Origin of the sequence: Kitasatospora sp. NPDC056731 (assembly GCF_040687675.1) — a bacterium.
GTDB lineage: Bacteria > Actinomycetota > Actinomycetes > Streptomycetales > Streptomycetaceae > Kitasatospora.
Genome location: NZ_JBFBNR010000016.1, coordinates 159,492 through 182,166, shown reverse-complemented (window position 1 = coordinate 182,166; position 22,675 = coordinate 159,492). Strand labels below are relative to the sequence as shown.

Annotated in this window: 17 protein-coding genes; 4 read left to right on the top strand and 13 right to left on the bottom strand. The window is 74.0% G+C overall.

The window, feature by feature from the left end:
• Positions 1-337 precede the first annotated feature (337 nt).
• Entirely contained in the window at positions 338-1,873 is a 1,536-nt protein-coding gene (locus AB0R04_RS19260; RefSeq protein WP_363372622.1) for an MFS transporter, read from the bottom strand.
• A 165-nt stretch (positions 1,874-2,038) separates the two neighbouring features.
• Between AB0R04_RS19260 and AB0R04_RS19255 the strand changes: the two genes are divergently transcribed.
• Both AB0R04_RS19255 and AB0R04_RS19250 read left to right on the top strand, forming a co-directional pair.
• Positions 2,039-2,761 carry a TetR/AcrR family transcriptional regulator C-terminal domain-containing protein gene (locus tag AB0R04_RS19255; protein WP_363372620.1) on the top strand — a complete coding sequence of 241 codons (723 nt, stop codon included), beginning with the start codon at positions 2,039-2,041 and terminating at the stop codon, positions 2,759-2,761.
• A gap of 240 nt (positions 2,762-3,001) precedes the next feature.
• Positions 3,002-4,435, top strand: a complete 1,434-nt coding sequence (locus AB0R04_RS19250; RefSeq protein WP_363372617.1) for an AarF/ABC1/UbiB kinase family protein — start codon at positions 3,002-3,004, stop codon at positions 4,433-4,435.
• Positions 4,436-4,553: 118 nt separating this feature from the next.
• On the opposite strand, the gene AB0R04_RS19245 is transcribed toward AB0R04_RS19250, so the two are convergent.
• From AB0R04_RS19245 to AB0R04_RS19230, 4 genes are all read right to left on the bottom strand, one after another.
• Complete coding sequence (locus AB0R04_RS19245; RefSeq protein ID WP_063347901.1) at positions 4,554-4,952, bottom strand: hypothetical protein; 399 nt, start codon at positions 4,950-4,952, stop codon at positions 4,554-4,556.
• On the bottom strand, positions 4,949-5,266 hold the full coding sequence (locus AB0R04_RS19240; protein ID WP_279634952.1) for a WhiB family transcriptional regulator: 318 nt from the start codon (positions 5,264-5,266) through the stop codon (positions 4,949-4,951). The genes AB0R04_RS19245 and AB0R04_RS19240 overlap by 4 nt, the downstream gene beginning before the upstream one ends.
• A gap of 218 nt (positions 5,267-5,484) precedes the next feature.
• Positions 5,485-5,931 carry a hypothetical protein gene (locus AB0R04_RS19235; RefSeq protein WP_363372616.1) on the bottom strand — a complete coding sequence of 149 codons (447 nt, stop codon included), beginning with the start codon at positions 5,929-5,931 and terminating at the stop codon, positions 5,485-5,487.
• A gap of 261 nt (positions 5,932-6,192) precedes the next feature.
• Entirely contained in the window at positions 6,193-8,361 is a 2,169-nt protein-coding gene (locus tag AB0R04_RS19230) for an ATP-dependent DNA helicase UvrD2 (RefSeq protein ID WP_363372632.1), read from the bottom strand.
• A 299-nt stretch (positions 8,362-8,660) separates the two neighbouring features.
• Between AB0R04_RS19230 and AB0R04_RS19225 the strand changes: the two genes are divergently transcribed.
• Positions 8,661-8,918 (top strand): mycoredoxin, encoded by a 258-nt coding sequence (locus tag AB0R04_RS19225; protein ID WP_063347903.1) that lies wholly within the window; start codon positions 8,661-8,663, stop codon positions 8,916-8,918.
• Positions 8,919-8,969: 51 nt separating this feature from the next.
• On the opposite strand, the gene AB0R04_RS19220 is transcribed toward AB0R04_RS19225, so the two are convergent.
• The 6 genes from AB0R04_RS19220 to AB0R04_RS19195 form a co-directional block, all read right to left on the bottom strand.
• Positions 8,970-9,809 (bottom strand): GntR family transcriptional regulator, encoded by an 840-nt coding sequence (locus AB0R04_RS19220; protein ID WP_363372614.1) that lies wholly within the window; start codon positions 9,807-9,809, stop codon positions 8,970-8,972.
• 210 nt (positions 9,810-10,019) lie between these two features.
• Positions 10,020-10,961 (bottom strand): NAD(+) diphosphatase, encoded by a 942-nt coding sequence (gene nudC, locus AB0R04_RS19215; RefSeq protein WP_208869073.1) that lies wholly within the window; start codon positions 10,959-10,961, stop codon positions 10,020-10,022.
• Between the two features lie 69 nt (positions 10,962-11,030).
• Positions 11,031-12,434 (bottom strand): dipeptidase, encoded by a 1,404-nt coding sequence (locus tag AB0R04_RS19210; RefSeq protein WP_063347906.1) that lies wholly within the window; start codon positions 12,432-12,434, stop codon positions 11,031-11,033.
• Between the two features lie 144 nt (positions 12,435-12,578).
• The gene (locus AB0R04_RS19205) at positions 12,579-15,458 is read right to left on the bottom strand and encodes an ABC transporter permease (RefSeq protein WP_363372611.1); all 2,880 of its coding nucleotides are present in this window, start codon (positions 15,456-15,458) and stop codon (positions 12,579-12,581) included.
• On the bottom strand, positions 15,455-16,219 hold the full coding sequence (locus AB0R04_RS19200; protein WP_063347908.1) for an ABC transporter ATP-binding protein: 765 nt from the start codon (positions 16,217-16,219) through the stop codon (positions 15,455-15,457). The genes AB0R04_RS19205 and AB0R04_RS19200 overlap by 4 nt, the downstream gene beginning before the upstream one ends.
• Before the next feature lie 139 nt (positions 16,220-16,358).
• Complete coding sequence (locus tag AB0R04_RS19195; RefSeq protein ID WP_063347909.1) at positions 16,359-16,991, bottom strand: PadR family transcriptional regulator; 633 nt, start codon at positions 16,989-16,991, stop codon at positions 16,359-16,361.
• A gap of 78 nt (positions 16,992-17,069) precedes the next feature.
• Between AB0R04_RS19195 and AB0R04_RS19190 the strand changes: the two genes are divergently transcribed.
• The gene (locus tag AB0R04_RS19190) at positions 17,070-18,041 is read left to right on the top strand and encodes an endonuclease/exonuclease/phosphatase family protein (RefSeq protein ID WP_363372609.1); all 972 of its coding nucleotides are present in this window, start codon (positions 17,070-17,072) and stop codon (positions 18,039-18,041) included.
• 13 nt (positions 18,042-18,054) lie between these two features.
• On the opposite strand, the gene AB0R04_RS19185 is transcribed toward AB0R04_RS19190, so the two are convergent.
• On the bottom strand, positions 18,055-19,242 hold the full coding sequence (locus AB0R04_RS19185; RefSeq protein WP_079135641.1) for a PP2C family protein-serine/threonine phosphatase: 1,188 nt from the start codon (positions 19,240-19,242) through the stop codon (positions 18,055-18,057).
• A 191-nt stretch (positions 19,243-19,433) separates the two neighbouring features.
• Entirely contained in the window at positions 19,434-22,658 is a 3,225-nt protein-coding gene (locus AB0R04_RS19180) for an ATP-dependent DNA helicase (RefSeq protein ID WP_363372606.1), read from the bottom strand.
• Between the last annotated feature and the right edge of the window lie 17 nt (positions 22,659-22,675).

The following is a 22,675-nucleotide window of genomic DNA, read 5'->3' as shown; positions in this document are numbered from 1 at the left end:
AGGTGGTCCATGCTCGGCGCCTCCTCCAGCGGCGGCAGCCACACCTGGTGCGCGGCCGGGCCCTGGCCCGTCATCCGCTGCACGAACACGTGCCTGGGGCAGGGCGCGGGCCATGCAAGGCGGGGATCCGCTGTTGCCAGCGGGAGGTGGTGGGCGGGAGGAGGGGAGGGTGGGGGGCGGGGGGGAGGGGGCCCCAGAGATCAGGCAAAGGACCACGCGCAGGAAGTCGGCCCGCCCGACTTCCTGCGCACCACCACCCCACCCCACCGCGCCGAAGGCCGGTGCCCCAAGGGGCACCGGCCTTCGCAGCGAGGTGGACCAGCCAGATCCAGCGGAGTCAGGCGGCGATCCCGGTGTCCTCCACCGACGCCCCGGCCACCGGCTCCCCTGCCGCCGCCCCGGCCTTCCGGTCGCGCATCACCAGCGTGGCCACCACCGCCGCCGCCAGCACCCCGATCGCGCTGATCGTGAAGGTCGTCGACATCGCCGAGGTGAAGGCCTCCCGGACGGTCCGGACGAGCCCGGTGTCCCCGTTGGCCAGTGCCAGCGCCCCGCCGACGGAGTGCTTCGCCTCCTCCGGCATCCCGGCGGGCATCTCGGCGGCGAAACCGCTCGACAGCAGTGAGCCCAGGATGGCGATGCCGAGCGCGGTGCCGGCCTGCTGGATGGTGTCGTTCAGCGCCGAGCCGACGCCCGCCTGCTCCGGCGGGATGGTGCCCATCAGCGCGCCCACCGCCGCCGGCATCGCCAGGCCCGCGCCGAGGCCGAGCAGCCCGAGGGCGACCTCCGGGACGGTGAAGCCGGTGCCGGCGGTGACGGTGGTCAGCAGGGCGAAGGAGGCGGCCATGACGAGCATCCCGGTGAGGATGAGCAGGCGGTTGCCGATCGTGGCGGCGAACTTGGCGCCGACCCCGTTGCCGACCAGGGCGGCGATGGCCAGCGGCACGAACGCGAGGCCCGCCTTGACCGGCGAGTAGCCGAGCACGAACTGCAGGTACTGGGTGAGCACGAGCAGCAGGCCGCCGTTGCCGATCTGCACCAGGGTCAGCGACAGCGAGCCCCCGCTGAAGTTGCGGTGCTTGAAGAGCGCCAGCGGAACCATGGGCGCGGAGGTGATGTTCTCCCACGCCACGAACCCGCCGAGCGCGAGCACCGCGATGGCCAGGGTGACCAGGGACTGGCCGCCGAAGGCGCCGTGCTGCGGGATCTCGATGATCCACCAGACCAGGGCGGTCATGCCGGCCGCGGAGAGCACCGCGCCGAGCGGGTCGGGCTTCTGCCACGGGCCCTTGGACTCCGGCATCAGCAGCAGGCCGGCCAGGATCGCCAGGGCGACGACCGGGACGTTGATGAAGAAGATCGAGTGCCAGGAGAAGTGGTTGATCAGCACGCCGCCGAGGACCGGGCTGCCGACCAGCCCCAGCATCGCCACCGAGCTCCAGGCGGCCATCGCCTTGTTGCGCTCGTCCTCGTCGAAGACGGTGATGAGGATCGACAGCGTCGAGGGCATGATCAGCGATCCGCCGATGCCCATGGCGACCCGGGCCGCGATCACCTCGCCGGGGTTGGTGCAGAAGGTGGCCGCCAGGGAGGCCGCCCCGAAGAGCAGCAGTCCGATGATCATGATCTTCCGGCGGCCGAAGCGGTCCCCGAGGCTGCCGGCGGTGAGCAGCAGCCCGGCGAAGACCAGGACGTAGGAGTCGAGGATCCACTGGGTGTCCTGGGCACTGGCGCCGAGGTCCGCCGTCATCGAGGGCACGGCGACCGTGAGCGCCATGCTGTCGACCACCAGGACGAGCGAGCTCAGGCACAGCACGATCAGGATCCACCAGCGGTGCGGATTGCGGCCCTCGGTCGCGTTGAGCGCTGTCATCAGCCACCCCTCCATTCTGCGCACACCGTTCCCCCGGTGCGCACCCCGTTCCTTTGTTGCGCACACTGTACGCACAACGGAACAGTGTGCGCAATGCTCGACTCCTGTACGCTCAATGCGAACGGTGTGCGCAGCGAAGCAGGAGCAGAGGGAAGGGGAGCCGCCATGGCCGCCGAAACGAACCCGATCCCGTCCGTATGGGCCCGTCGGCAGCGCGAGCCCGACCAGCCCGCACTCAGCCGGGCCGCGATCGTCCGCGAGGCGATCACCATGCTGGACGCCGAGGGCATCGAGGCCCTGAGCATGCGCAAGCTCGCCACCCGGCTGAACGCGGGCGCCACCTCCCTGTACCGGCACGTGGCGACCAAGGACGAGCTGATGGAGCTCGCGGTGGACGAGGTCTTCGGCGAGATCACCCTCCCGCCCGCCGACAGCCCCGACTGGCGCGCCGCCGCCACCGAGGCCGCCGGTGCCTTCCGGGCGACGGCCCTGCGCCACCCCTGGCTGTCGTCCGTCCTCGGCCAGGCCGGCCTCGCCTACCTCGGCCCCAACCTGATGTCCTACGGCGAGCGGCTGACCGCCTTCTTCACCTCGGCCGGCTTCCCCGAACCGGTCCGGGCGATCGACACGGTCATCTCCTACGTCGTCGGCATGAGCACCACGGAGGCGGCCTGGCTCACCACCGTCGCCCGGGCCGGCGAGAGCGAGGCCGCGTTCATCGCCCGGCTGATGCCCGCCGCCCGGGAGGCCACCGCGGGCTTCGCCCACCTCGCCGACGGCTACTCGGCCGCCTCCGCGGACCCGGACCCGGCCGCCACGCGCGACGCCAAGTTCGCCTACGGCCTCGCCGTGGTCCTGGACGGCCTGGCCCTCCGTCTGCCCCGCTGACCCGTCGGCCGGACGACCCGCGGGCACTCCACTCGGCGCGCAGCCACCGCCCGCCCACCACGCCGGTCCGACCGGACCAAGCCGTCCAACTCCCCCGCAAAGGGACAGCGGTCGCGGCCCACGTACGGGCGTCCCCTCCCCGCCTGGCGAAATACCGGCGGTCGCGGGGCGGGGAGCGGGCACAATGGCCTAGTGATGGTGGGCCGTCCGGTGTCGGGGGGCCAGGGAATGGAGGCCCGGGTGAGCGATCTTCCGCGCAAGGCAGTGACCCGCACGGCACGGCTCGCCGCCCTGCCGCTGGGGATAGCCGGACGCGCCACGCTCGGTCTGGGCAAGCGCATCGGCGGGCGCTCCGCCGAGGTGGTGACGGCCGAGCTCCAGCAGGCCACCGCCGACCAGCTGTTCAAGGTCCTGGGTGAACTCAAGGGCGGGGCCATGAAGTTCGGGCAGGTGCTGTCCGTCTTCGAGGCCGCGCTGCCCGAGGAGGTCGCCGGTCCGTACCGGGCCGCGCTCACCAAGCTGCAGGACGCCGCTCCCCCGATGCCCGCCGCCAAGGTGCACACCGCGCTCGCCCAGCGGCTCGGGGACGGTTGGCGCGAGCTGTTCCGGGAGTTCGACGACCGGCCGGCGGCGGCCGCCTCGATCGGGCAGGTGCACCGGGCCGTCTGGCACGACGGGCGCCGGGTCGCGGTCAAGGTGCAGTACCCGGGCGCGGGCGACGCGCTGCTCGCCGACCTGACGCAACTGAGCCGGGTGGCCTGGCTGTTGGGCCCGCTGATCCCGGGGCTGGACATCAAGCCGCTGATCGCCGAGCTGCGCGAACGGGTGTCGGAGGAGCTGGACTACGAGCTGGAGGCGCAGGCCCAGCGCCGGCACGCCGAGGAGTTCGCCGGCGACCCGGACATCGTGGTGCCCGGTGTGGTGGCGCAGGCCGACCAGGTGCTGGTCACCGAGTGGATGGACGGCACCCCGCTGGCCGAGGTGATCACGGGCGGCACCCAGGAGGAGCGCGACCGTGCCGGGCAGTTGCTGGCCCGGTTCCTGTTCGCGGGCCCGTCCCGGACCGGCCTGCTGCACGCGGACCCGCACCCGGGCAACTTCCGGCTGCTGAAGGACGACGGCCCGGCGTCGGGCTGGCGGCTGGGGGTGCTGGACTTCGGCACGGTGGACCGGCTGCCGGGCGGGCTGCCCGCGCCGATCGGGGCGTCGCTGCGGATGGCCTTGGACGGCGACGCGGCGGGCGTGCTGAAGATGCTGCGCGAGGAGGGCTTCGTCAAGCCCTCGATCGAGCTGGACCCGGACGCGGTGCTGGACTACCTGCGGCCGATCATCGAGCCAGCCGCCGTGGACAGCTTCCACTTCACCCGGGCCTGGATGCGCGCGCAGGCGGCCCGGATCGCCGATCCGCGCTCGCCCGCCTACAACCTGGGCAAGCAACTGAACCTGCCGCCCGCGTACCTGCTGATCCATCGGGTGACGCTGAGCACCATCGGGGTGCTCTGCCAGTTGGGCGCCCAGGCGCCGTTCCGGGCGGAGATGCTGGCGTGGCTGCCCCAGTTCGCCGGTCGAGAGCCGGCGAAGCCGGTCAACCCAGCAGGGCCGGCGGGGACGGCGAAGCCGGCCGGTCGCAAGCCGGCAGGCGGCGAGCCCGCCAACCGCACCCGCAAGAGCTGACCACAACGCCCCCGACGACCGCAGGCCGCTCCCCGTGACGGGGAGCGGCCTGCGGCACGACGGGGGTGGAACGCGGGGAGGCCCCGCGCCGCGACGAAAGCCGCGACGACAGCCGCGACTACATCAGGGCGACGGCGATCGCCTTGCGGGCCCGCAGCGAGGCGCGCTCGGCCCGCTGCTTGAGCCGGCGGGCCCGGGCGACCCGGGTGACGAGGCGTTGGTGCTCGGCCTCGTGCAGGCGCTCTTGCATATGGGCCCGGGCCAGGGATTCGTGGAGGAGTTGCATTTCGAGGGTCCTGTTCTGGATCTGAAGTTCGGTGGTCTGCTCAGCGCGGACGGTCGGATCGATGGCGGCGGCGGTCATGTGGTGGTCCTGCTCGTGGTGCGTGCTCGGGAAGGGGGCTGGCCGGGCTGCGTCGGCCTTGGCGGCGGCGATCCGGACGGAACGGCGGAGGGAGCTGTCCAGCAGGGGCTGCTCTCCCCGGCGGACGGCCCTGGCGCCGTGGGCGGGGTTCACGCCATGACCTCGGTCTTGCGCGGACGGCCACGCGGCCGCTTGCGGGCCACGACGACACCCTGGACGAAAAGCTCGCCACCCCAGACGCCCCACGGCTCGCGCCGCTCCAGCGCACCGGTCAGACAGGCGTCCTTGACCGGGCAGGTGCCGCAGAGGGACTTCGCGTACTCGACGTCGGCGGGCGTCTCGGCGAAGAAGACCTCGGGGTCGAAGGCGCGGCAGGGGATGGGGAGCCCGAGCGCCTCGGCCTGCTCGATGGAGCTGATCTGCATGGAAAGAACCTCCGGGGGGTCGGCCTGGTCGGCCTTGGTGATCTGGCTTGTCGGCGGTACGGACGGGATGGGCGGCGTGATGACCGTGGACACTGTGGCGTCTTCCTCGTCTTCTCAGTGGTTCCGGCCCAGATGGCTGGTGGGTCTGGGCCGGAGGCCCCGGGGGGCCTGGGTGGTCTTGCGTACCGGACAAAACAGAAGGGCCGCGGATCCCGGTGTGACGGGTTCCGCGGCCCTGGAGGTGCCGACCTGAGGCTTACTCAGGTTCGTTCTCTCCAGGGTTCAGGCCCGCGGAAGGCCCGCATCCGGATGGCCGTGGCGCCCGCAAAGGCGGCCATGGCCTGGTTAATCTGCTGCTCGTTCTGCTTCTGGGTGCTTCCGGCACCGACGACCTGCGCATAGTCGCCATGCATGGCGGCTGCTACGACTGCCTTCGGTGCCTGGGTCGGTCGCTCATCACGCAGGGAGCGCGACGTGCCGAACGACGCCCAGTCGCCGGACAGACCGGCCTCGACGGAGGTGCCTTCGACGTTCCTGCCGCCCGCGGCGCAGACATCAGTGTGTCCAAGGCCACTGACAACGGGGACGACGGAGACACCGGTGGTGTCGAGACCCAGACCGGTTCCACCGAGCTCGGCGAGCGCCCGCAGACGGGCGGCACGCAGGGAGGCAGCAACAACGGTCTGGCCAGTCATTTTGGTGATCATGATGTTTCCCACTGTCATCGCCTCCTCTCGGCGTCTCGCGGAGCCAGGTCGCCCCGGCTCCGAATGTTCGGATGTCTGTCTCGGTGAAGCTGTTGGGTGCAGGGGATTCGGCACAGGTGTCACCCCGTGCGATCTCGTCCCCTTGACCGCTCCGGCAGGCTATTGCGCTCCCGGTATGCCGCGCAAACTATTTTTCACGGCGGGTTCGAATGTCCCCCGAGCGGCCCCCGGGAGACTCCCCTGGACCGCGCCCGGACCGGCTCACGCCGGATCGACCGGCTCGCCGTCCTCGACGCCGTCCGGATCCTCCTCGGGCTCCTCCCCCGCACACAACGAGAGCACGGCCGCCCCGTACTTGTCCAGCTTCATCGCGCCGACCCCGGAGATCACGGCCAGCTCCTGGCGGCTGGCCGGCACGTCCTCGGCGATGGCCATGAGCGTGGCGTCGGTGAACACCACGTAGGCCGGCGCCCCCTGCTTCTTGGCCTGCCTGGCCCGCCACTCGCGCAGCCGCTCGTACAGCGCCTCGTCCATCGTGGACGGACAGCTCTCGCAGCGGCGCAGCTTGCGCTCGACCGCCTCAGTGAGCACCTTCTCGCAGACCCGGCACTTGACCGGGCCGCGGACCCGCCGTCCGGCGGAGCGCTCGCCGGGCTCCACGCCCCCGCGCCCGCCCCGCCCGCCGGTGCGTGCGCCGGGGGCGCTGGAGCCGGGACGCAGCCCGTCCAGGAAGCGGCTGGGCTTGCGGCTGGCCCGGCCGCCCGGGGAGCGGCTGAGCGCCCAGGAGAGGGAGAGGTGCCTGCGGGCGCGGGTGACGCCGACGTAGAGGAGTCGGCGCTCCTCCTCGATCTGCTCGTCGGTCTTGGCGTAGATGATCGGCAGGGTGCCCTCGGTGAGGCCGACGAGGAAGACGGCGTCCCATTCGAGGCCCTTGGCGGCGTGCAGCGAGGCGAGGGTGACGCCTTCGACGGCGGGGGCGTGCTGGGCGGCGGCGCGGGCGTCGAGTTCGGCGACGTAAGCGGCGAGGTCGGCGCTGTGGCCGGCGGCGGTGCGGGTGCGCTCGAACTCCTCGGCGAGCCGGACGAGGGCGGCGAGGGACTCCCAGCGGTCGCGGACGGCGCCGGAGCCGGCGGGCGGTTCGGCGGTGAAGCCGCGGGCGGCGAGGACGGCGCGGACCTGGCCGGCGAGGTCGGGGGCGTCGGCGGTGAGCGGGTCGGCGCCGGCCCGGGCGGCGCCGCGCAGCAGGACGCCGGCGTCGCGGACCTCGGGGCGTTCGAAGAACCGCTCGGCGCCCTTGAGCTGGTAGGGGACGCCGAGGTCGGCGAGGGCCTGCTCGTAGACCTCGGACTGGCCGTTGGTGCGGAACAGGACGGCGACCTCGCTGGCGCGCACGCCGGTGGCGAGCAGGTCCTTGATCCGGCGGGCGGTGGTCTCGGCCTCGGTGGGCTCGTCCTCGTACTCGGTGTAGACGGGTTCGGGGCCGGCCTCGCGCTGGGAGACGAGTTCGAGGCGGTGGCGGGCGGCCTCGCCGCGGGCCTGGCTGAGCAGTCCGTTGGCGAGGTGGACGACCTGCGGGGTGGAGCGGTAGTCGCGGACCAGCTTGACGACCGTGGCCTCGGGGTGGTGGGTGCGGAAGTTGAGCAGGTAGTCGGGGGTGGCGCCGGTGAAGGAGTAGATGGTCTGGCTGGCGTCGCCGACGACGCAGAGGCTGGCGCCGCCGCCGGGGCCGGTCCACTGGTCGAGCAGCCGCTGCTGGAGCGGGGAGACGTCCTGGTACTCGTCGACGGTGAAGTGCCGGTACTGGGAGCGGACCTGGTCCGCGATGTCGGGGCGGTCCTCCAGGATGGCGGCGGTGAGCAGCAGGACGTCCTCGAAGTCGATGACGCCGCGGCGGCTCTTGGTCTCCTCGTAGACGCGGTAGACCTGGGCGGTCTCGGCCGGGTCGCGGGGGGCGTCGCGGCTGGACTTCTGGACGGCGGCGGGGTAGTCGTCGGGGCCGAGTTGGGTGACCTTGGCCCATTCGATCTCGGCGGTGAGGTCGCGCAGTTCGGTGCGCTGGACGCGCAGGCCGCAGCGGCCGGCGGATTCGGCGACGAGCTGGACCTTGCGTTCGAGCAGTTGGGGCACGGGGCCGCCGACGGCGCGCGGCCAGAAGTACTGGAGCTGACGCAGGGCGGCGGCGTGGAAGGTGCGGGCCTGGACGCCGTCGGCGCCGAGTTGGCGCAGTCGGCCGCGCATCTCACCGGCGGCGCGGGCGGTGAAGGTGACGGCGAGGACCTGCTGGGGCTGGTACACGCCGCTGCGCACGCCGTAGGCGATCCGGTGGGTGATGGCGCGGGTCTTGCCGGTGCCTGCGCCGGCGAGGACGCAGACGGGCCCGTGCAGGGCGGTGGCGACGGCGCGCTGTTCGGGGTCGAGCCCGGCGAGCACGGCGTCGGGGCCCGTGGCGGCGGTGGGGTCGGCCCAGAGGGAGCCGTGGGGGCCGTCGGACGGGCTGCCGCTCAAGAGGTCTTCCTGCATGCTTTCCATCCTCTCAGCCCGCTGGGACAACGGGGGCGGGGTTGTCCACAGGCCCGGTGTGATCGCAGGATGATCGCTGCGCACCGGGGCGCGCGGGGCCGTTCGGGCGCCGTCGTGGTGCGACGGAGCGTGGCCGTGCGGAATGACCGTCGCGCGGTGGGCGTTCCTGCCCTGAGACCGTACGCCCTCTTCCTGAAGGAGCCTCCTCGATGTCCGGCAGCGTGACGATGTACAGCACGACCTGGTGCGGGTACTGCAACCGACTCAAGAGCCAGATGGACCGGGAGGGGATCGGCTACACGGAGGTCAACATCGAGGAGGACCCGGCGTCGGCGTCGTTCGTCGAGTCGGTCAACGGCGGCAACCAGACCGTGCCGACGGTGCTGGTGACGCCGAACGCCGGCGGCGAGCGGGTCGTGATGACCAACCCGAGCCTGTTGCAGGTGAAGAAGGCCCTCGGGGTCTGAGTGGTCCGAGCGGCCTGCGCCGGCCCGGCCCGGGGTCCGGGCCGGCGCGCGTCACTGCGCGTCGGCCCTGGCGGGGTCGACGGGTGCGGCGGGCGCGGGCAGGGTGGCGCGCGCGCCGAGGTCGCCGATGCCGTAGACGAGCCGGCTGCGGTCGGCCGAGTAGCGGGTCTCGATGACCCGGACGGGCCCGCGCCGGTCGTAGGTGACGCGGGTCTGGACCATCAGCGGCACGCCGGGGCCGCCCTGGAACCACTGGGCCTCCTCGGGGCCGGGCATCCGGGCGACCAGGTGGTCGACGGCGCCGATCTCGGTGCGGCCGAGTTCGTTGAGGACGGCCTCGTCGCCGCCCTCGACCGGGTCGGGTTCCATCAGCGGGGTGCCGGCGGCGAGTCCGGCCCGGTAGTGGCTCTCCTCGATGGAGTACGGCTCGCGGTCGAGCAGGCGCAGTTGGCGGCGGACCACGATGGCCTCGCCGGGGCGCAGTCCGAGCCGTTCGGCGATGTCGACCCGGGCCCGGACGATCATCATCTCGAAGTCGGTGGTGAGTTCGCGGCCGGCTTCGGCGGCCTCGCCGAGGTAGACGGCGGAGGGCACGGCCAGGCAGTCCCGGGGGGCGGGGGCCAGGGTGGGGCCGTAGGCGCGGTGGTCCAGGACGGGGTGTTCCCGCAGGTAGGTGCCCTTGCCCTGGAGGCGGACCAGGCGGCCTTCGTTGACCAGGACGTCGACGGCGAGCCGGACGGTGTTGCGGGCGACTCCGTACTGGCGTTCCAGTTCGCTCTCGACCGGGAGTGCGGCGTCGGCGGTGAACTCGCCCTCGGCGATCCGGCGGCGCAGGTCGGCGGCGAGACGCTGGTATTTGGGGGATTGGGCGGTGCCCCGGGGGATTGTCACCCGAGTGAATGTAGCGAGCGCGATGGCGGGGTTTCAGCCGTTTCCGGCAATGTCGTCCGCGCGGGTTGACGACGGCCGCGGGGCGGCGGGCGGCGGTAGCAGAACTGGCCCGTCCGGCCACGAACATCTGATCGTGACGGATTCGGGAAGGAAGGGAAAAGAAAAACGGGGGCGCGCGGGATAATCCGCACGCCCCCCATTCGTCGGGGATTACCAGCGCGCCGCCGACGGCAGCGGTCCGCCGTACCAGAGCTCGACCAGGTGGCGCGCGATCGAGATCCCGGAGGGCGGCAGGATCTCCCCCGCCTCCATCCCGGCCCGCAGCTCGTCACGGGAGAACCAGCGCGCCTCGGCCAACTCCTCACCGTCCACGGTGATCGCCGTGCCGCCCGGCAGCGCCCGGCCCGTGAAGCCGAGCATCAGGCTCGACGGGAAGGGCCAGGGCTGGCTGGCGACGTAGCGCACCTCGCCGACCCGCACGCCGGCCTCCTCGTGCACCTCGCGCACCACCGCCTGCTCGATCGACTCCCCCGGCTCGACGAAGCCGGCCAGGGTGGACCAGCGGCCCTCCGGCCACAGCGCCTGACGGCCGAGCAGGCAGCGGTCCTGCTCGTCGGTGATCACCATGATCACCGCCGGGTCGGTGCGCGGGTAGTGCTCGGCCGCGCAGGAGGTGCAGCGCCGCACGTGCCCGGCGCCGGCCTTCTCGGTCGGGTGCCCGCAGCGCGAGCAGAAGCTGTGCAGCCGGTGCCAGTGCTCCAGCGCGACGGCGTGCACCAGCAGGCCGGCGTCCCGGTCCGACAGCAGCGCGCCGACCTCGCGCAGCCCGGCCGGGCGGGCGTCGCCGTCCAGCCGCCCGGGCAGGCTCTCCCCGGCCAGCGCGAAGTACGAGACGCCGTCCTCGTCGGTGCCGAGGAAGTACCGGTCCCCGGTCTGCGGCGCCTCGAAGGAGGGCATCAGCACGAGTTCGGTGCCCTGCGCGGTGTCGACGACGAACGCCTCGCCGCCGGCGATCGGCAGCACCCGGGTGGCCGGGTGGCTCCAGGCCGCGGCCAGCCAGGGCTCGTCGAGCCGGTGCTCGGCCGCCCGGTCCACCCCGGCCCGGGCCAGTGCCAGGTTCAGTGGGCGTTCGGTCTCAGGCACGGTGCTCACTTCGTTCCATCCCCACGTGATGAATCATCCGGATGAGTGATCTGACTGCCATGGTGTGCCCGCGCGGGATCACGCGCCGGGCCGGAAGTTCTCGGCCAGGTCCCCCCACAGGTACGCGGCCGTCTCCACGCCCTTGGCCAGCAGGTCCAGTTCGACCTTCTCGTTGACCGAGTGCCAGCCGTCCGAGGGCACCGAGATGCCGAGGAACAGCACCGGCGCGCCGAGCACGTCCTGGAGGTCGGCGGCCGGGCCGGAGCCGCCCTCGCGGGTGAAGAGGATCTTCTGCCCGAAGGCCCGGCCCATGGCGCGGACGGTGGACTGCAGCGCCGGGTGGTCCAGCGGGGTCAGGCAGGGCCGGGTCGCGCCCGGGAAGGTCAGCTCGTGGCGGACGCCCTCGGGCACCCGCGCGGCCACCCACTCCCGGACGGCCTCGCGCACCTTCTCCACCTCCTGCCCGGCGACCAGCCGGAAGGACAGCTTGAGGTGCGCCGAGGACGGCACGATGGTCTTGCCGCCGGGGCCGGTGTAGCCGCCCCAGACGCCGTTGACCTCGGCGGTCGGGCGGGCCCAGACCCGCTCCAGGGTGGAGTAGCCGGCCTCGCCCCGGGTGCCGTACGACTTGGCGACCCTGAGCCACTGCGCCTCGTCGAAGGGCAGTTCGGCGAACAGCTCGCGCTCGCGGTCGGTCAGCTCGATCACGCCGTCGTAGAAGCCCGGGATGTCCACCCGGCGGTCGGCGTCGTGCAGGCCGGCCGCCAGCTCGGCGGCGACCTGCGCCGGGTTGGGGACGGCGCCGCCGAAGGAGCCGGAGTGGATGTCGGTGTCCGGGCCGTACAGGTCGATCTGGGCGTCGGCCAGGCCTCGCATACCGGTGCACACGGTCGGCGTGGTCTCGGACCACATGCCGGTGTCCGAGATGACCACCACGTCGGCGGCCAGCCGCCCGGCCTCGCGCCGGACCAGGTCGGCGAAGTGCGGCGAGCCGGACTCCTCCTCGCCCTCGATCAGCAGCTTGAGGTTGACGGCCGGCGCGGTGCGGCCGGTCGCGGCCAGGTGGGCGCGCACGCCCAGGGTGTGGAAGAACACCTGGCCCTTGTCGTCGGCCGCGCCGCGGGCGAACAGCCGCCCGCCGACCACGGTCGGGGTGAACGGCTCCGTCTCCCAGCCGTCCTCCTTGGCGGCGGGCTGCACGTCGTGGTGCCCGTAGACCAGGACGGTCGGCGCGGACGAGTCCCCGGAGGGCCACTCGGCGAACACCGCCGGCAGGCCGTCGGTCTCCCACACCTCGGCCACCGGGAAGCCGGTGTCGCGCAGCTTGGCGGCCAGCCACTCGGCGGAGCGCCGCACGTCGCCGGCGCGGGCCGGGTCGGCGGAGACCGAGGGAATGGCCAGCCACTCGGAGAGGTCGGCGAGGAAGCCGGCCTGGTGCTGGTCGATGAAGGAGCGGACGACGCTGTCCGGAGTTCTCGTCATACCGACGACTTTAGTTCGCCCGTGCGGGTGCCCGCCCCGGCCGTCCGGCTGCCGGGCGCCGTTGGGGCTGTAACCTCCGTCACCCCCGTCCGTGCCCCCGGAGTGAAGGGGGCGCGGACGGGGGTGACGGAGGGTGCACGGACCTCAGCCGGAGCGGCGCAGCAGCGAGATCCGCGAGCGGGTGAGCAGCGCGGCCAGGCCCGCCGCGAGCAGCGGCAGCGCCACCACGGTGAACCCGATGGTGAGCCACGGGAGGACCACGACCGACTTGTTGGCGATCATCTCGGCGGGCATCCCGGGGACGGTGGCCGCCGCGCCCTGGACCTTGCGCAGGGCCACCGCCGGCACGATCCCGCAGACGGTGCCGAGCAGGGTGCCCATGGCGGCGATCACCCCGCACTGGAAGCCGGACAGCGTGCGCCGGATCCGGGGCTCGGCGCCGACCGCCGCGAGGGTGGTCAGGTCGCGCTGGGAGTCGGCGGCGGCGAGTCCGGTGGCGATGCCGGCCGCGCCGAGGGCGACGATGCCGGCGAAGATCGACAGCCCGAGGCCGATCAGGTCGGCCCTGGACTGGTAGCCGCGCTCGATCGAGAGGACCTCCTGGTCGGTGAGCTTGGCCAGCGCCCCGTTGGCCTTCTGCTGGGCGCCGTCGGAGGGGGAGCTGTCGGGCAGCCAGACCGAGCCGGCCGGGGCGGTGGTGAGGCCGAGGCGGGTGGCGGTGTCGGGGCTGATCACGGCCTGGCCGCTGGCCGGCACCGCCGAGGACGCGAGGACGGCGTCGACGGAGATCTCGGTGTGGCCGCGCTTCCTGGGGGACGGCCCGTGGGACGACCCGTCGGTCTCCTCCATCGGATCGTTCAGCTCGACCGCGATCTTGCCGTCCTTGAGGTAGCGCGCGTCGAAGACCACGGCCTTGCCGGCGGCGAGGGCCTGCCCGGCGGCCGGGTCGGTGACGCCGTAGAGGTTGTGCAGCAGGGTGGCGTCGCCCGCGGAGAGGTTGCTGAACTGGTTGCCGCGGTGGCCCGAGACCTGGCAGCGCGGGTCGGTGCCGAGGATGCGCTCCGTCTCGCTGGTGCTGCGCTCGGTGTCGTCGAGGACGGGGCAGCGCAGTTCCTCGGGCAGCGCGACCTGGATGTAGCCGCAGCGGCTGCCGCCGTCGGCGCAGTCGCCCTTGTAGTTGACGCGCTGGACGTCGGCGCGCGGTCCGAGGGCGGGGATGTTGCGTTCCACCGCGTCGCGCATCTGCGGCAGCAGATTGCCCTCGGAGGCGGGCAGCCAGCCGCTGCCGAGCAGGACGGCGCCGGAGGGGGCGGCGGCGGTGTACTCGCGGCGGTTCCCCTCGTCGTAGCTGGCGAGGTAGACGCTGACCGCGACGGTGCCGGCGACGGCGGCCATCACGGCGGCGACGGCGGGCGCGGTGCGGCCGCGGTGGCGCACCGAGTCGCGCAGGGCGAGCCGGGGGCCGAGCGAGAGCCAGCGGCCGAGCCGGCCGAACAGGCCGACCAGGTAGGGCGTCAGGGCGACCATGCCGAGTTCGGCGACGGCCGAGCCGCCGAGGACGGACAGGCTGCGGTTGGCGAAGCCGCTGGTGGCACCGAGCAGGGCGAGCGCGGAGCCGCCGCCGAGCATCAGCAGGCCGACCACGGCGAGCCTGCGGCTCGGGGGCTTGAGCGAGTCGCGGCCGGTGAGCGCGGCGACGACGTCCTGGCGGGAGGCCTGGACGGCGGGCACGACGGCGGCGAGCAGGCCGGTGACCAGGCCGACCAGGAGCACGCCGAGCAGGTCGAGCGGCTGGAGGTTGAAGTGGCCGAAGCGCTGGCCGGCGTACTCCTCGGCCCGGGTGCGCAGCAGGGCGACCAGGCCGATGCCGAGTCCGAGGCCGACGACGGCGCCGGTGACGCCGAGGACGATGCCGCCGCCGAGGACGACGGCGCGGATGTTGGCGCGCTCACCGCCGCCTGCGGCGAGCAGGCCGAGCTGCCGCCGGGAGCGCCTGGCCCCGACGGCGAAGGCGGGGCCCGCGAGGAGGACGATCTCCAGCAGGGCCATGCCGACGACGGTGGCGAGGATGACGACGGAGGTGCGGTCGAGGTAGCCGGGGGTGGGGCCGCCGTGCTTGTCGGCCTCGACGTAGTAGGGCACGTCGGCGCGGGCCGGCGGGTCGAGCAGGACGGCGCGGGAGGCGAGGGCGAAGCCGTAGCCGCCCAGTTCGGTGACCTTGGGCCAGTCGAGGGTGGCGCCGGCGGGGAGCTTGACGAGCCAGTGGGTGGGCGCGTCGGTGCCGGCGTTGCGGCCGCGGTCGGCGCCGGGGAGCTTGGCGAGCTTGCTGATCAGGGTGCCGGGCCGGGCGATGATCTCGGTGGCCGTCAGTTCACCGGGGTACTCGACGACGCCGGTGATGGTGAAGGGGCTGTCCTCCAGGCCGCGGACGGCGGTCCGGTCGCCGATCTTGAGGCCGGAGCGGGTGAGGAAGTCCCGGGTGACGGCGGCTTCGCCGTCGGTGGCGGGGGCGCGGCCCTTGACCAGGTTGACGCGGCCGTTCCAGACCGGGTCGGTGAGGTCCAGTTCGGTGGTCCCGGTGCTGAGCAGGCCCTGGGAGCTGCCGGCGGCGATGTAGGGGCCCTGCCGCTCGGGCACGAGGGTGGCGCCGGGCGGGAGCAGCTGCTTCGCCAGTTCGGCGGGCTCGGTGTCGAGGCTGCGCTGCTGGGCGGGGGTGTACTGGGGGGCGGCGCCGTTCTTCGCCTCGTCCTTGGCGCTCTTGGTGGTCATTCCCTTGTCGGGGTCGGGCGCCTGGAGGACGGTGGAGCCGCGTTCGACCATCTGCAGTTCGCCGGCGGCCTGGCCCATGACGCGCACGACGTGTTCGGCGGGTTCGAGGTCGGCGCTGCGGAAGACCACGTCGGCGCCGGTGACGCCGAGGACGGGCAGCGCGACCATGGCGATGACCAGGGCGCTGCGTCCCTTGGCCCGCAGGGCGTCGCGGCGGGCGATGCGCAGGGCGACCCGCCAGGCGCTGAGCTTCACTCGTCCACCTTCATGCTGTTGGTGGCGGCGCTGACGAGCAGGCTGGCGGCGTCCTGGCTGACGCTCTCGTCGACCATGCGGCCGTCGCGCAGGAAGACCACGCGGTCGGCCCAGGCGGCGTGCCGGGCCTCGTGGGTGACCATCATGGCGGCGGCGCCGGCGTCGCAGCGGGCGCGCAGGACGGCGAGGACGGCCTCACCGGTGGTGGAGTCGAGGGCGCCCGTGGGCTCGTCGGCGAGGACGAGGCGGCGCTCGCCGATGAGGGCGCGGGCGATGGCGACGCGCTGCTGCTGGCCGCCGGACATGTCGTCGGGGAAGCGGTCGGCGAGCTCGGGGATGCCGAGCTCCTCCAGGGCGGCGAGCGCCTCGCGGCGGGCGGCGCGGGCGGAGAGGCCGTCGAGTTCGCGCGGCAGCGAGATGTTCTCGCCGGCGGTGAGGGCCGGGATCAGGTTGTAGTCCTGGAAGACGTAGCCGATGGAGCGGCGGCGGACCTGGGCGAGCCGCTTGCGGTTGAGCCCGCCGAGGGCGACGCCCTCGACGAGGACCTGGCCGGTGGTCGGGGTGTCCAGTCCGCCGGCGAGGGTGAGGAGCGTCGACTTGCCGGAGCCGGACGGGCCCATGACGGCGACGAACTCGCCGGGGTGGACCTTGAGGTCGATGCCGCGCAGGGCTTGGACCTCCGCGGCGCCTTGGCCGTGGACTCGGGTGACGTTCTCCAGGTGCAGTACCGGCGTCTGCCGGGCCGGGTCGGTGTGGGACATGGTTCCCCCCTTGTGCTGGTGGTGGGCTCGGCGTCGGGTCCGGGCCGATGGTTCGGGTGGCCGCCGGGGTCAGGTGCGTCAGCGGCGGCGGGCGGGGTCGGGTGCGTGGGCTACGGCGGGCGAGGTCAGGTGCGCGCGGTCAGGTGCGCGAGCGGCGGCGGGCGGGCCGGGCGGCCGTGGCGCCGCCGTCGCGGGCGGCTTCGGCGGCGCGGGCCTGTTCGGTCTCCGCGTGCTGGTGGAGCCGGGTCTCGCAGTGGTCGAGCCAGCGGATCTCGGCCTCGGTCTGGAAGATCAGCTGGTCGAGGACGAGCAGCCAGGCCAGGTCGTTGCTCGCGGAGGGCGCGATGCCGGGCCGGGACTCCCCGGCCAGCGCGCGGCCCTTGAGCCGGGTGTAGTCCTGGAGCGCCTTGATGCTGTGGCGGCGCTGGCCCTGGACGACGGCGGAGACGTCCACCCCGGGGACGGTGACGGCCATGGCGAGCTTGATGGCCAGTTCGTCGCGCGGGGGGTTGGTCCGGGGCACCGGGGTGTCGAACCAGGCCCGCAGCTCGGTGCGCCCCTCCTCGGTGACGGCGTAGAACTGGTGGCCCTCGTCGTCCTCTCCGGCGGGCTCGACCAGGCCGTCCCGCTCCAGTCGGGACAGCGTGGTGTAGACCTGCCCGACGTTGAGCGGCCAGGTGGCGCCGGTGCGCGCCTCGAACTCGGTGCGCAGTTGGTAGCCGTAGCGCGGGCCCTGGTCGAGCAGGGCGAGCAGACCGTGTCGGATGGACATACTCAGTATGTATACCCGGTATGCCCTACAGGCTCAAGCCGCGCCCCCTCCCCCGGCGAGCGGGTACCGTCGTGCGGTGTGAGCCAGTTGCGCATCGCCACCTTCAACCTGCTGCACGGTCAGCCGCTCGCCCCGGACGGCGCCCCGCGGCCCTACCCCGCCGACGCCGGCGGGCCGCTGGCGGAGGCGGTGGCCGCGCTGGACGCCGACGTACTGGCCCTGCAGGAGGTGGACCGCCACCAGTCCCGCTCCGGCGGCACCGACCAGGCCGCGGTGGCCGCCAAGGCCATGGGGGCCGCCGACTGGCGGTTCGCCGCCGCCCTGCACGGGCGCCCGGCGCCGGTCGCGGGCTGGGTGCCGGAGCCCTCCGTGCCCGGCGGCCTGCGGGTGTACGGGCCCGGCGACGTCGGCGACGGCGCCCCGCCCTCGTACGGCACCGCGCTGCTGACCCGGCTCCCGGTGCGGCACTGGCGGGCCCGCCGGTTCGCCCCGGCCCCGTTCGGACTGCCGCTGCGGGTGGCCGGCCGACGCGGGCTCACCCCGGTGCCGGACGAGCCGCGGGCGGCGCTGGCGGCCGTACTGGAGGGCGACCACGGCCCGTTCACCGTGGTGGCGGCGCACCTGTCCTTCGTCCCCGGGTGGAACATGGCGCAGCTGGCCGGCATCCGGCGGTGGATCGCGGACCTGCCGCAGCCGTACCTGGTGCTGGGCGACTTCAACCTGGTCGGCGCGGTGCCGCGCACCGTCCTCGGCGGGGCGACCGCGCTGGAGCGCACCGCGCCCCGGGCGCGGGTCCGGGAGCTGCGGGCGGCCCGGCGGGCCCGGCCGGCCCTGGCCGAGCCGCGCCGGCGCCGGGTGCGCGAGCCCCGCCCCCGGCTGCAGGGCTGGTACGACCTGGCCCGCACCCCGACGTACCCCTCGCACCGCCCGGCGGTGCAGTTCGACCACGTGCTGGCGGTCGGTGTGCCGCGCGCCGCGGTCGGCCCGGCGGCGGCGCCGCGCGCGGCGGTGTCGGACCACCGGCCGCTGCTGGTGGAGGTCTCGCTCTAGCGTGTGTCCGAGCCTAGCGCTGGCGGGACAGGATGCCGTGCTGGTGCGGTAGTTGGGGGCCGGCGGCGGGGGCCGGCGCGTACTGGAGGAGCAGCATGGCCGCGTCGTCGCCGAGTTGGCGGCCGACGTGGCGCACCACGTCCTCGTGCAGGCGCTGCAGGACGTCCGCCGGGCGGCCGTCGGCGCAGCGCGGGAGGCGTTCGGCGAGCGGGTAGAAGGCGCCGGAGCGGTCGCGGGCCTCGATCACCCCGTCGGTGAACAGCAGGACCCGGTCGCCGGGCCGCAGTGCCACCCGGTGCACCGGCGGCCGGACGTCGGCCGGGTCGAGGACGCCCAGCGGCGGGACGGTCTCGGCGAGTTCGAGCGGCCGGACGTCCCCGCCGCGCAGCAGCAGCGGCGAGGGGTGGCCGCAGTTGACCAGTTCCGCGGTGCCGTCCGCCCCGACGCCGATCAGCACCAGGGTGACGAACTCCTCCTCCACGCCCGGGTGGTCGTTCTCGTGCAGGGCCCGGTCGAGGCTGACGGCCAGCCAGCCGGCGACCCGGTCCAGTGCGGGCTCCTGGTGCGCGGCCTCGCGGAAGGCGCCGAGGACGGCGGCGGCGGTCTCGACCGCGCCGAGGCCCTTGCCGCGGACGTCGCCGACCACGGCCCGCACCCCGTGCCGGGTGTTGACCACCTCGTACAGGTCGCCGCCGATCCTGGCGTGCGCGGCGGCGGCCTCGTAGTGGACGGCCGCCTGGACGGTGCCGACCCGCTCGGGGACGGGCCGCAGCAGCACCCGGCGGGCGATCGAGGCGACGAGCTGGGCGTCGGCCAGCGCCCGCTCCTGGCGCAGCCGCAGGGTGGCGCTGACCCAGCCGATCAGGGCGACCAGCAGGATCGCGAAGACGCTGGCGGCGTGCACGGACTGGTCGAGGGCGTCGCTGCGGAAGGCCATCAGGAAGGCCACCGCCTCGGTGAAGAGGCCGATGGCGAGCGGGTACCAGGTTCGGTGGCTGACCACGGCGGCCAGCGCGGGGACGGCGGTGAGGGCCGGTTCGACCGTCACCTCGGTGTTGCTGACGAAGTCGAGGGCGACGATCAGCGCCATGCCGATGAAGGGCAGCGCGAGCGCCGTCCTCGGCCAGGTGCCGGTCGTGCCCGGAGCGGGTCCCGGGGTCGGCCCGGTGAACCGCTCTCTGATCCATCCGGTCGCGCTCAACGTCGGTTACTCCAGCAGAAGACGCCGATGCCCGGGGGCACCTGCGGTGATGACTGAGGGTTAGGGAATGCGGGCCTCGCTGGCGGCCGGAGCACGGGGGTTGACCGGTTACCGACCCCACAATAGGCACGAAACGTGCATGGCGCACAGGTTTCGGGCGCTGCCGTGATGACTTGAATGCTCTGCGTGACTCATTCTTCACTGTTCCCGATCAGGAGCCGTTCCAACTCTTTTCGGTCGGGAAGTCCTGTCGGACGGACGATCCGCCCGCTGCGGACGTACAGGAAGGAAGCCGTGACCTGCTCCGGCGGAACGCCCGCCTGCTCGGCCCAGGCGATCCGGTAGACCGCGAGCTGCAACGGGTCGGCAGTCTCCTCGCGGTGGGTCTTCCAGTCCACCACTTCGTAGCGTGACGCGCCACCGGTTACTGACGTCACGTCACCGTCCCGGTATACCGCGTCGATCCGGCCGCGCACCACCCGCCCCCCGAGCACCAGCTGGAACGGCGCCTCCACCCGGTGCGGCCGGCGCTGGGCGTACGGGGTACGCAGGAACGCCTCCTTGAGCCGCTCCAGGTCCTGCTCGTCCTCGATGCCGTCGTCGTCGGCGCCGGGCAGCGCGCCCGGCTCGATCAGCAGCAGCGGTTCGATCCGGGACTGCACCCAGGCGTGGAAGCGGGTGCCCCGCCGGGCGGCCGGCTGCGGCGGGCGCGGCATCGGCCGGGCCAGGTCGCGCGCGAAGCCGTCCGGGTCGGCGGCCAGGCGCAGCAGTTGGGTGGCGGACAGCGCGGCGGGCAGCGGCACGTCGCGGGCGGTGCGCCGGGAGCGCTCCAACTCGCCCAGCAGCGCGGTGAGGTCACGGTCCCAGGAGGCCGCCTGGCGCTGGTCCTCGGCGGCCATCAGCTCGGGTTCGGGGGCGGGCGCGCCGGCCAGCCGGGCGTGCACCACCTCGGCGACCCGGCGGCGGGCCAGCTGGGCAGCCGGGTCCAGCGGCAGCGGCCAGGGGCGCTCGACGGGATCGGCCAGCGCCGGGTTCTCGGCGCCCTTCTCCGGCTGCTCGGCCCAGTGCTCGACCTCCCCGGCGCCGGGCCGCTCGCAGTGCTCGCGCAGCTGCTCCAGGAAGGCGGACGGGCCGCGGACGGTCTTCTGGCTGGGCCCCCACCAGTGCCCGGAGGCCAGCAGCAGCGTGCGCGGGCGGGTGAACGCGACGTAGCCCAGGCGCAGTTCCTCGGTGCCGGAGTGCTCGGCCAGCTGCCGCTTGAACGCGGTCATGGCCTTGCCGTCCCACCCGCCGCGCACGTCGGGCAGGGTGTCCGCGTCGCCGCGCAGGGCGTGCGGGAGCACCCGCTTGCTGCTGGTCCAGCGCTCGCGCGAGGTGGTGGACGGGAACGAGCCCTTGACCAGGCCGGGGACGGCGACGACGTCCCACTCCAGGCCCTTGGACTTGTGCGCGGTGAGCACCTTCACGGTGTCCTCGCCGCCGGGCAGGCTGCTGTCCAGGCCGCGCTCGTACTCCTGGGCGGCGCGCAGGAAGCCGAGGAAGGCGGCCAGGCCGGGATCGCCGTCGAGGTCGGCGAAGGAGGCGGCGACGTCCAGGAAGGCGTGCAGGGTCTCGCGCCGCCGGGCGGCCAGCGCCTGCGGGGAGGCGGCGAGTTCGACCTCCAGGCCGGTGACGGCCAGCACCCGGTGCAGCACGTCCATCAGCGGGTCGGCGAGCGAGCGGCGCAGGTCGCGCAGCTCCTGGCCGAGGCGGGCCAGGCGGACCCTGGCCTCGGCGGAGAAGGGCAGTTCGTCGGGCTGCTCCGCGTCGAGGAAGGTCTCCACCGCGTCGGCGAGCGAGACCACCTCGGTGGGGTCGGCCTCGGCGACGGCCGCCGTCAGCGCCTCCACGCCCTCGGGCCGGTCGGTGCGCACCAGGTCGGCGGCCCGGCGCCCGAGCAGGGCGAGGTCGCGCGGGCCGATCCGCCAGCGCGGGCCGATCAGCAGGCGCACCAGCGCGGCGTTGGCGGTCGGGTCCTGGAGCACCTCGCAGACCGCCACCAGGTCGGCCACCTCGGGCAGTTGCAGCAGCCCACCCAGGCCCACCACCTCGACCGGCACCTCGCGGGCGACCAGGGCGGCGTGGATGTCCGGGAAGGCCGCGCCGCCGCGGCACAGCACGGCGATCCGGCCGGGCGCGGTGCCGGTGCGCACCAGGTGGGCGATCGAGTCGGCGAGCCAGTCGACCTCCTCGGCGTGGGTGGGCAGCAGCGCCGCCCGCACGTAGCCGTCCTGCTCGGCGCCGGGGGCCGGGCGCAGCGCCTCGACGCCCTCGTGCATGGCCCGCAGCGGCGCGGCGAGTTCGTTGGCGAAGGCGAGCAGCCGGCCGCCGCTGCGGCGGTTCTCGCTGAGCGCGTAGCGGGCGGCGGGGCGGCCGTCGGCCTTCGGGAAGTGCCGGGGGAACTCGTCGAGGTTGGCGACGGAGGCGCCGCGCCACCCGTAGATCGCCTGGCAGGGGTCGCCGACGGCGGTGACGGGGTGGCCGGCGACGGGACGGTCGGAGCCGGCGCCGGGGCCGGCGCCGAACAGGCCGGCCAGCATCAGCCGCTGGGCGACCGAGGTGTCCTGGTACTCGTCGAGCAGCACGACCCGGAACTGGCCGCGGAGCAGCGCGCCGACCTCGGGCCGCTGCTGGGCGAGCCGGGCGGCGGCGGCTATCTGGTCGCCGAAGTCCATCAGCCCGGCGGTGTGCTTGCGGCGCCGGTAGTCCTCGACCAGGCGCAGCAGCTCCAGCCGGGCCCGGGCGGTGGCGGGGACGGCCCGCAGGTCGTCGTTGGTGAGCTTGACGGTGGCGAGGGTGTCCAGCAGGTCCTCGTCGTGGGCGCGCAGGGTGTCCGGCTCGACCAGGTGTTCGGCGAGTTCGCCGTCCAGGGCGATCAGGTCGGCGACCAGGTTGGCGAAGGTGCCGGTGAGCGCGGGGAACGGGCCGCGGGCGGTGCGCAGCACCTTGGCGGCGAGCTGGAAGCGGGTGGCGTCGGCGAGCAGCCGCACGTCGGGTTCGATGCCGATCCGCAGGCCGTGCTCCTTGAGCAGCCGGCCGGCGAAGGCGTGGTAGGTGGAGATCTCCGGTTCGCCGAGCGGCTCCGCGGCGTCCTGCCCGGTGACGCCGGCCCGCAGCAGGGCGGTGCGCACGCGTTCGGCGAGTTCGCCGGCGGCCTTGTTGGTGAAGGTGAGGCCGAGCACCTCCTCGGGCCGGACGGCGCCGGAGCCGACCAGCCAGACCACCCGGGCGGCCATCACCGTGGTCTTGCCGGAGCCGGCGCCGGCCACGATCACGGCCGGTTCCAGGGGGGCGCCGATGGCCGCCATCTGCTCCCGGTTGAACGGGATGCCCAGCAGCTCCTTGAGCTGGTCGGGATGGCTGAGCACGGCGGTCACCCCGCAACGTTAACCGG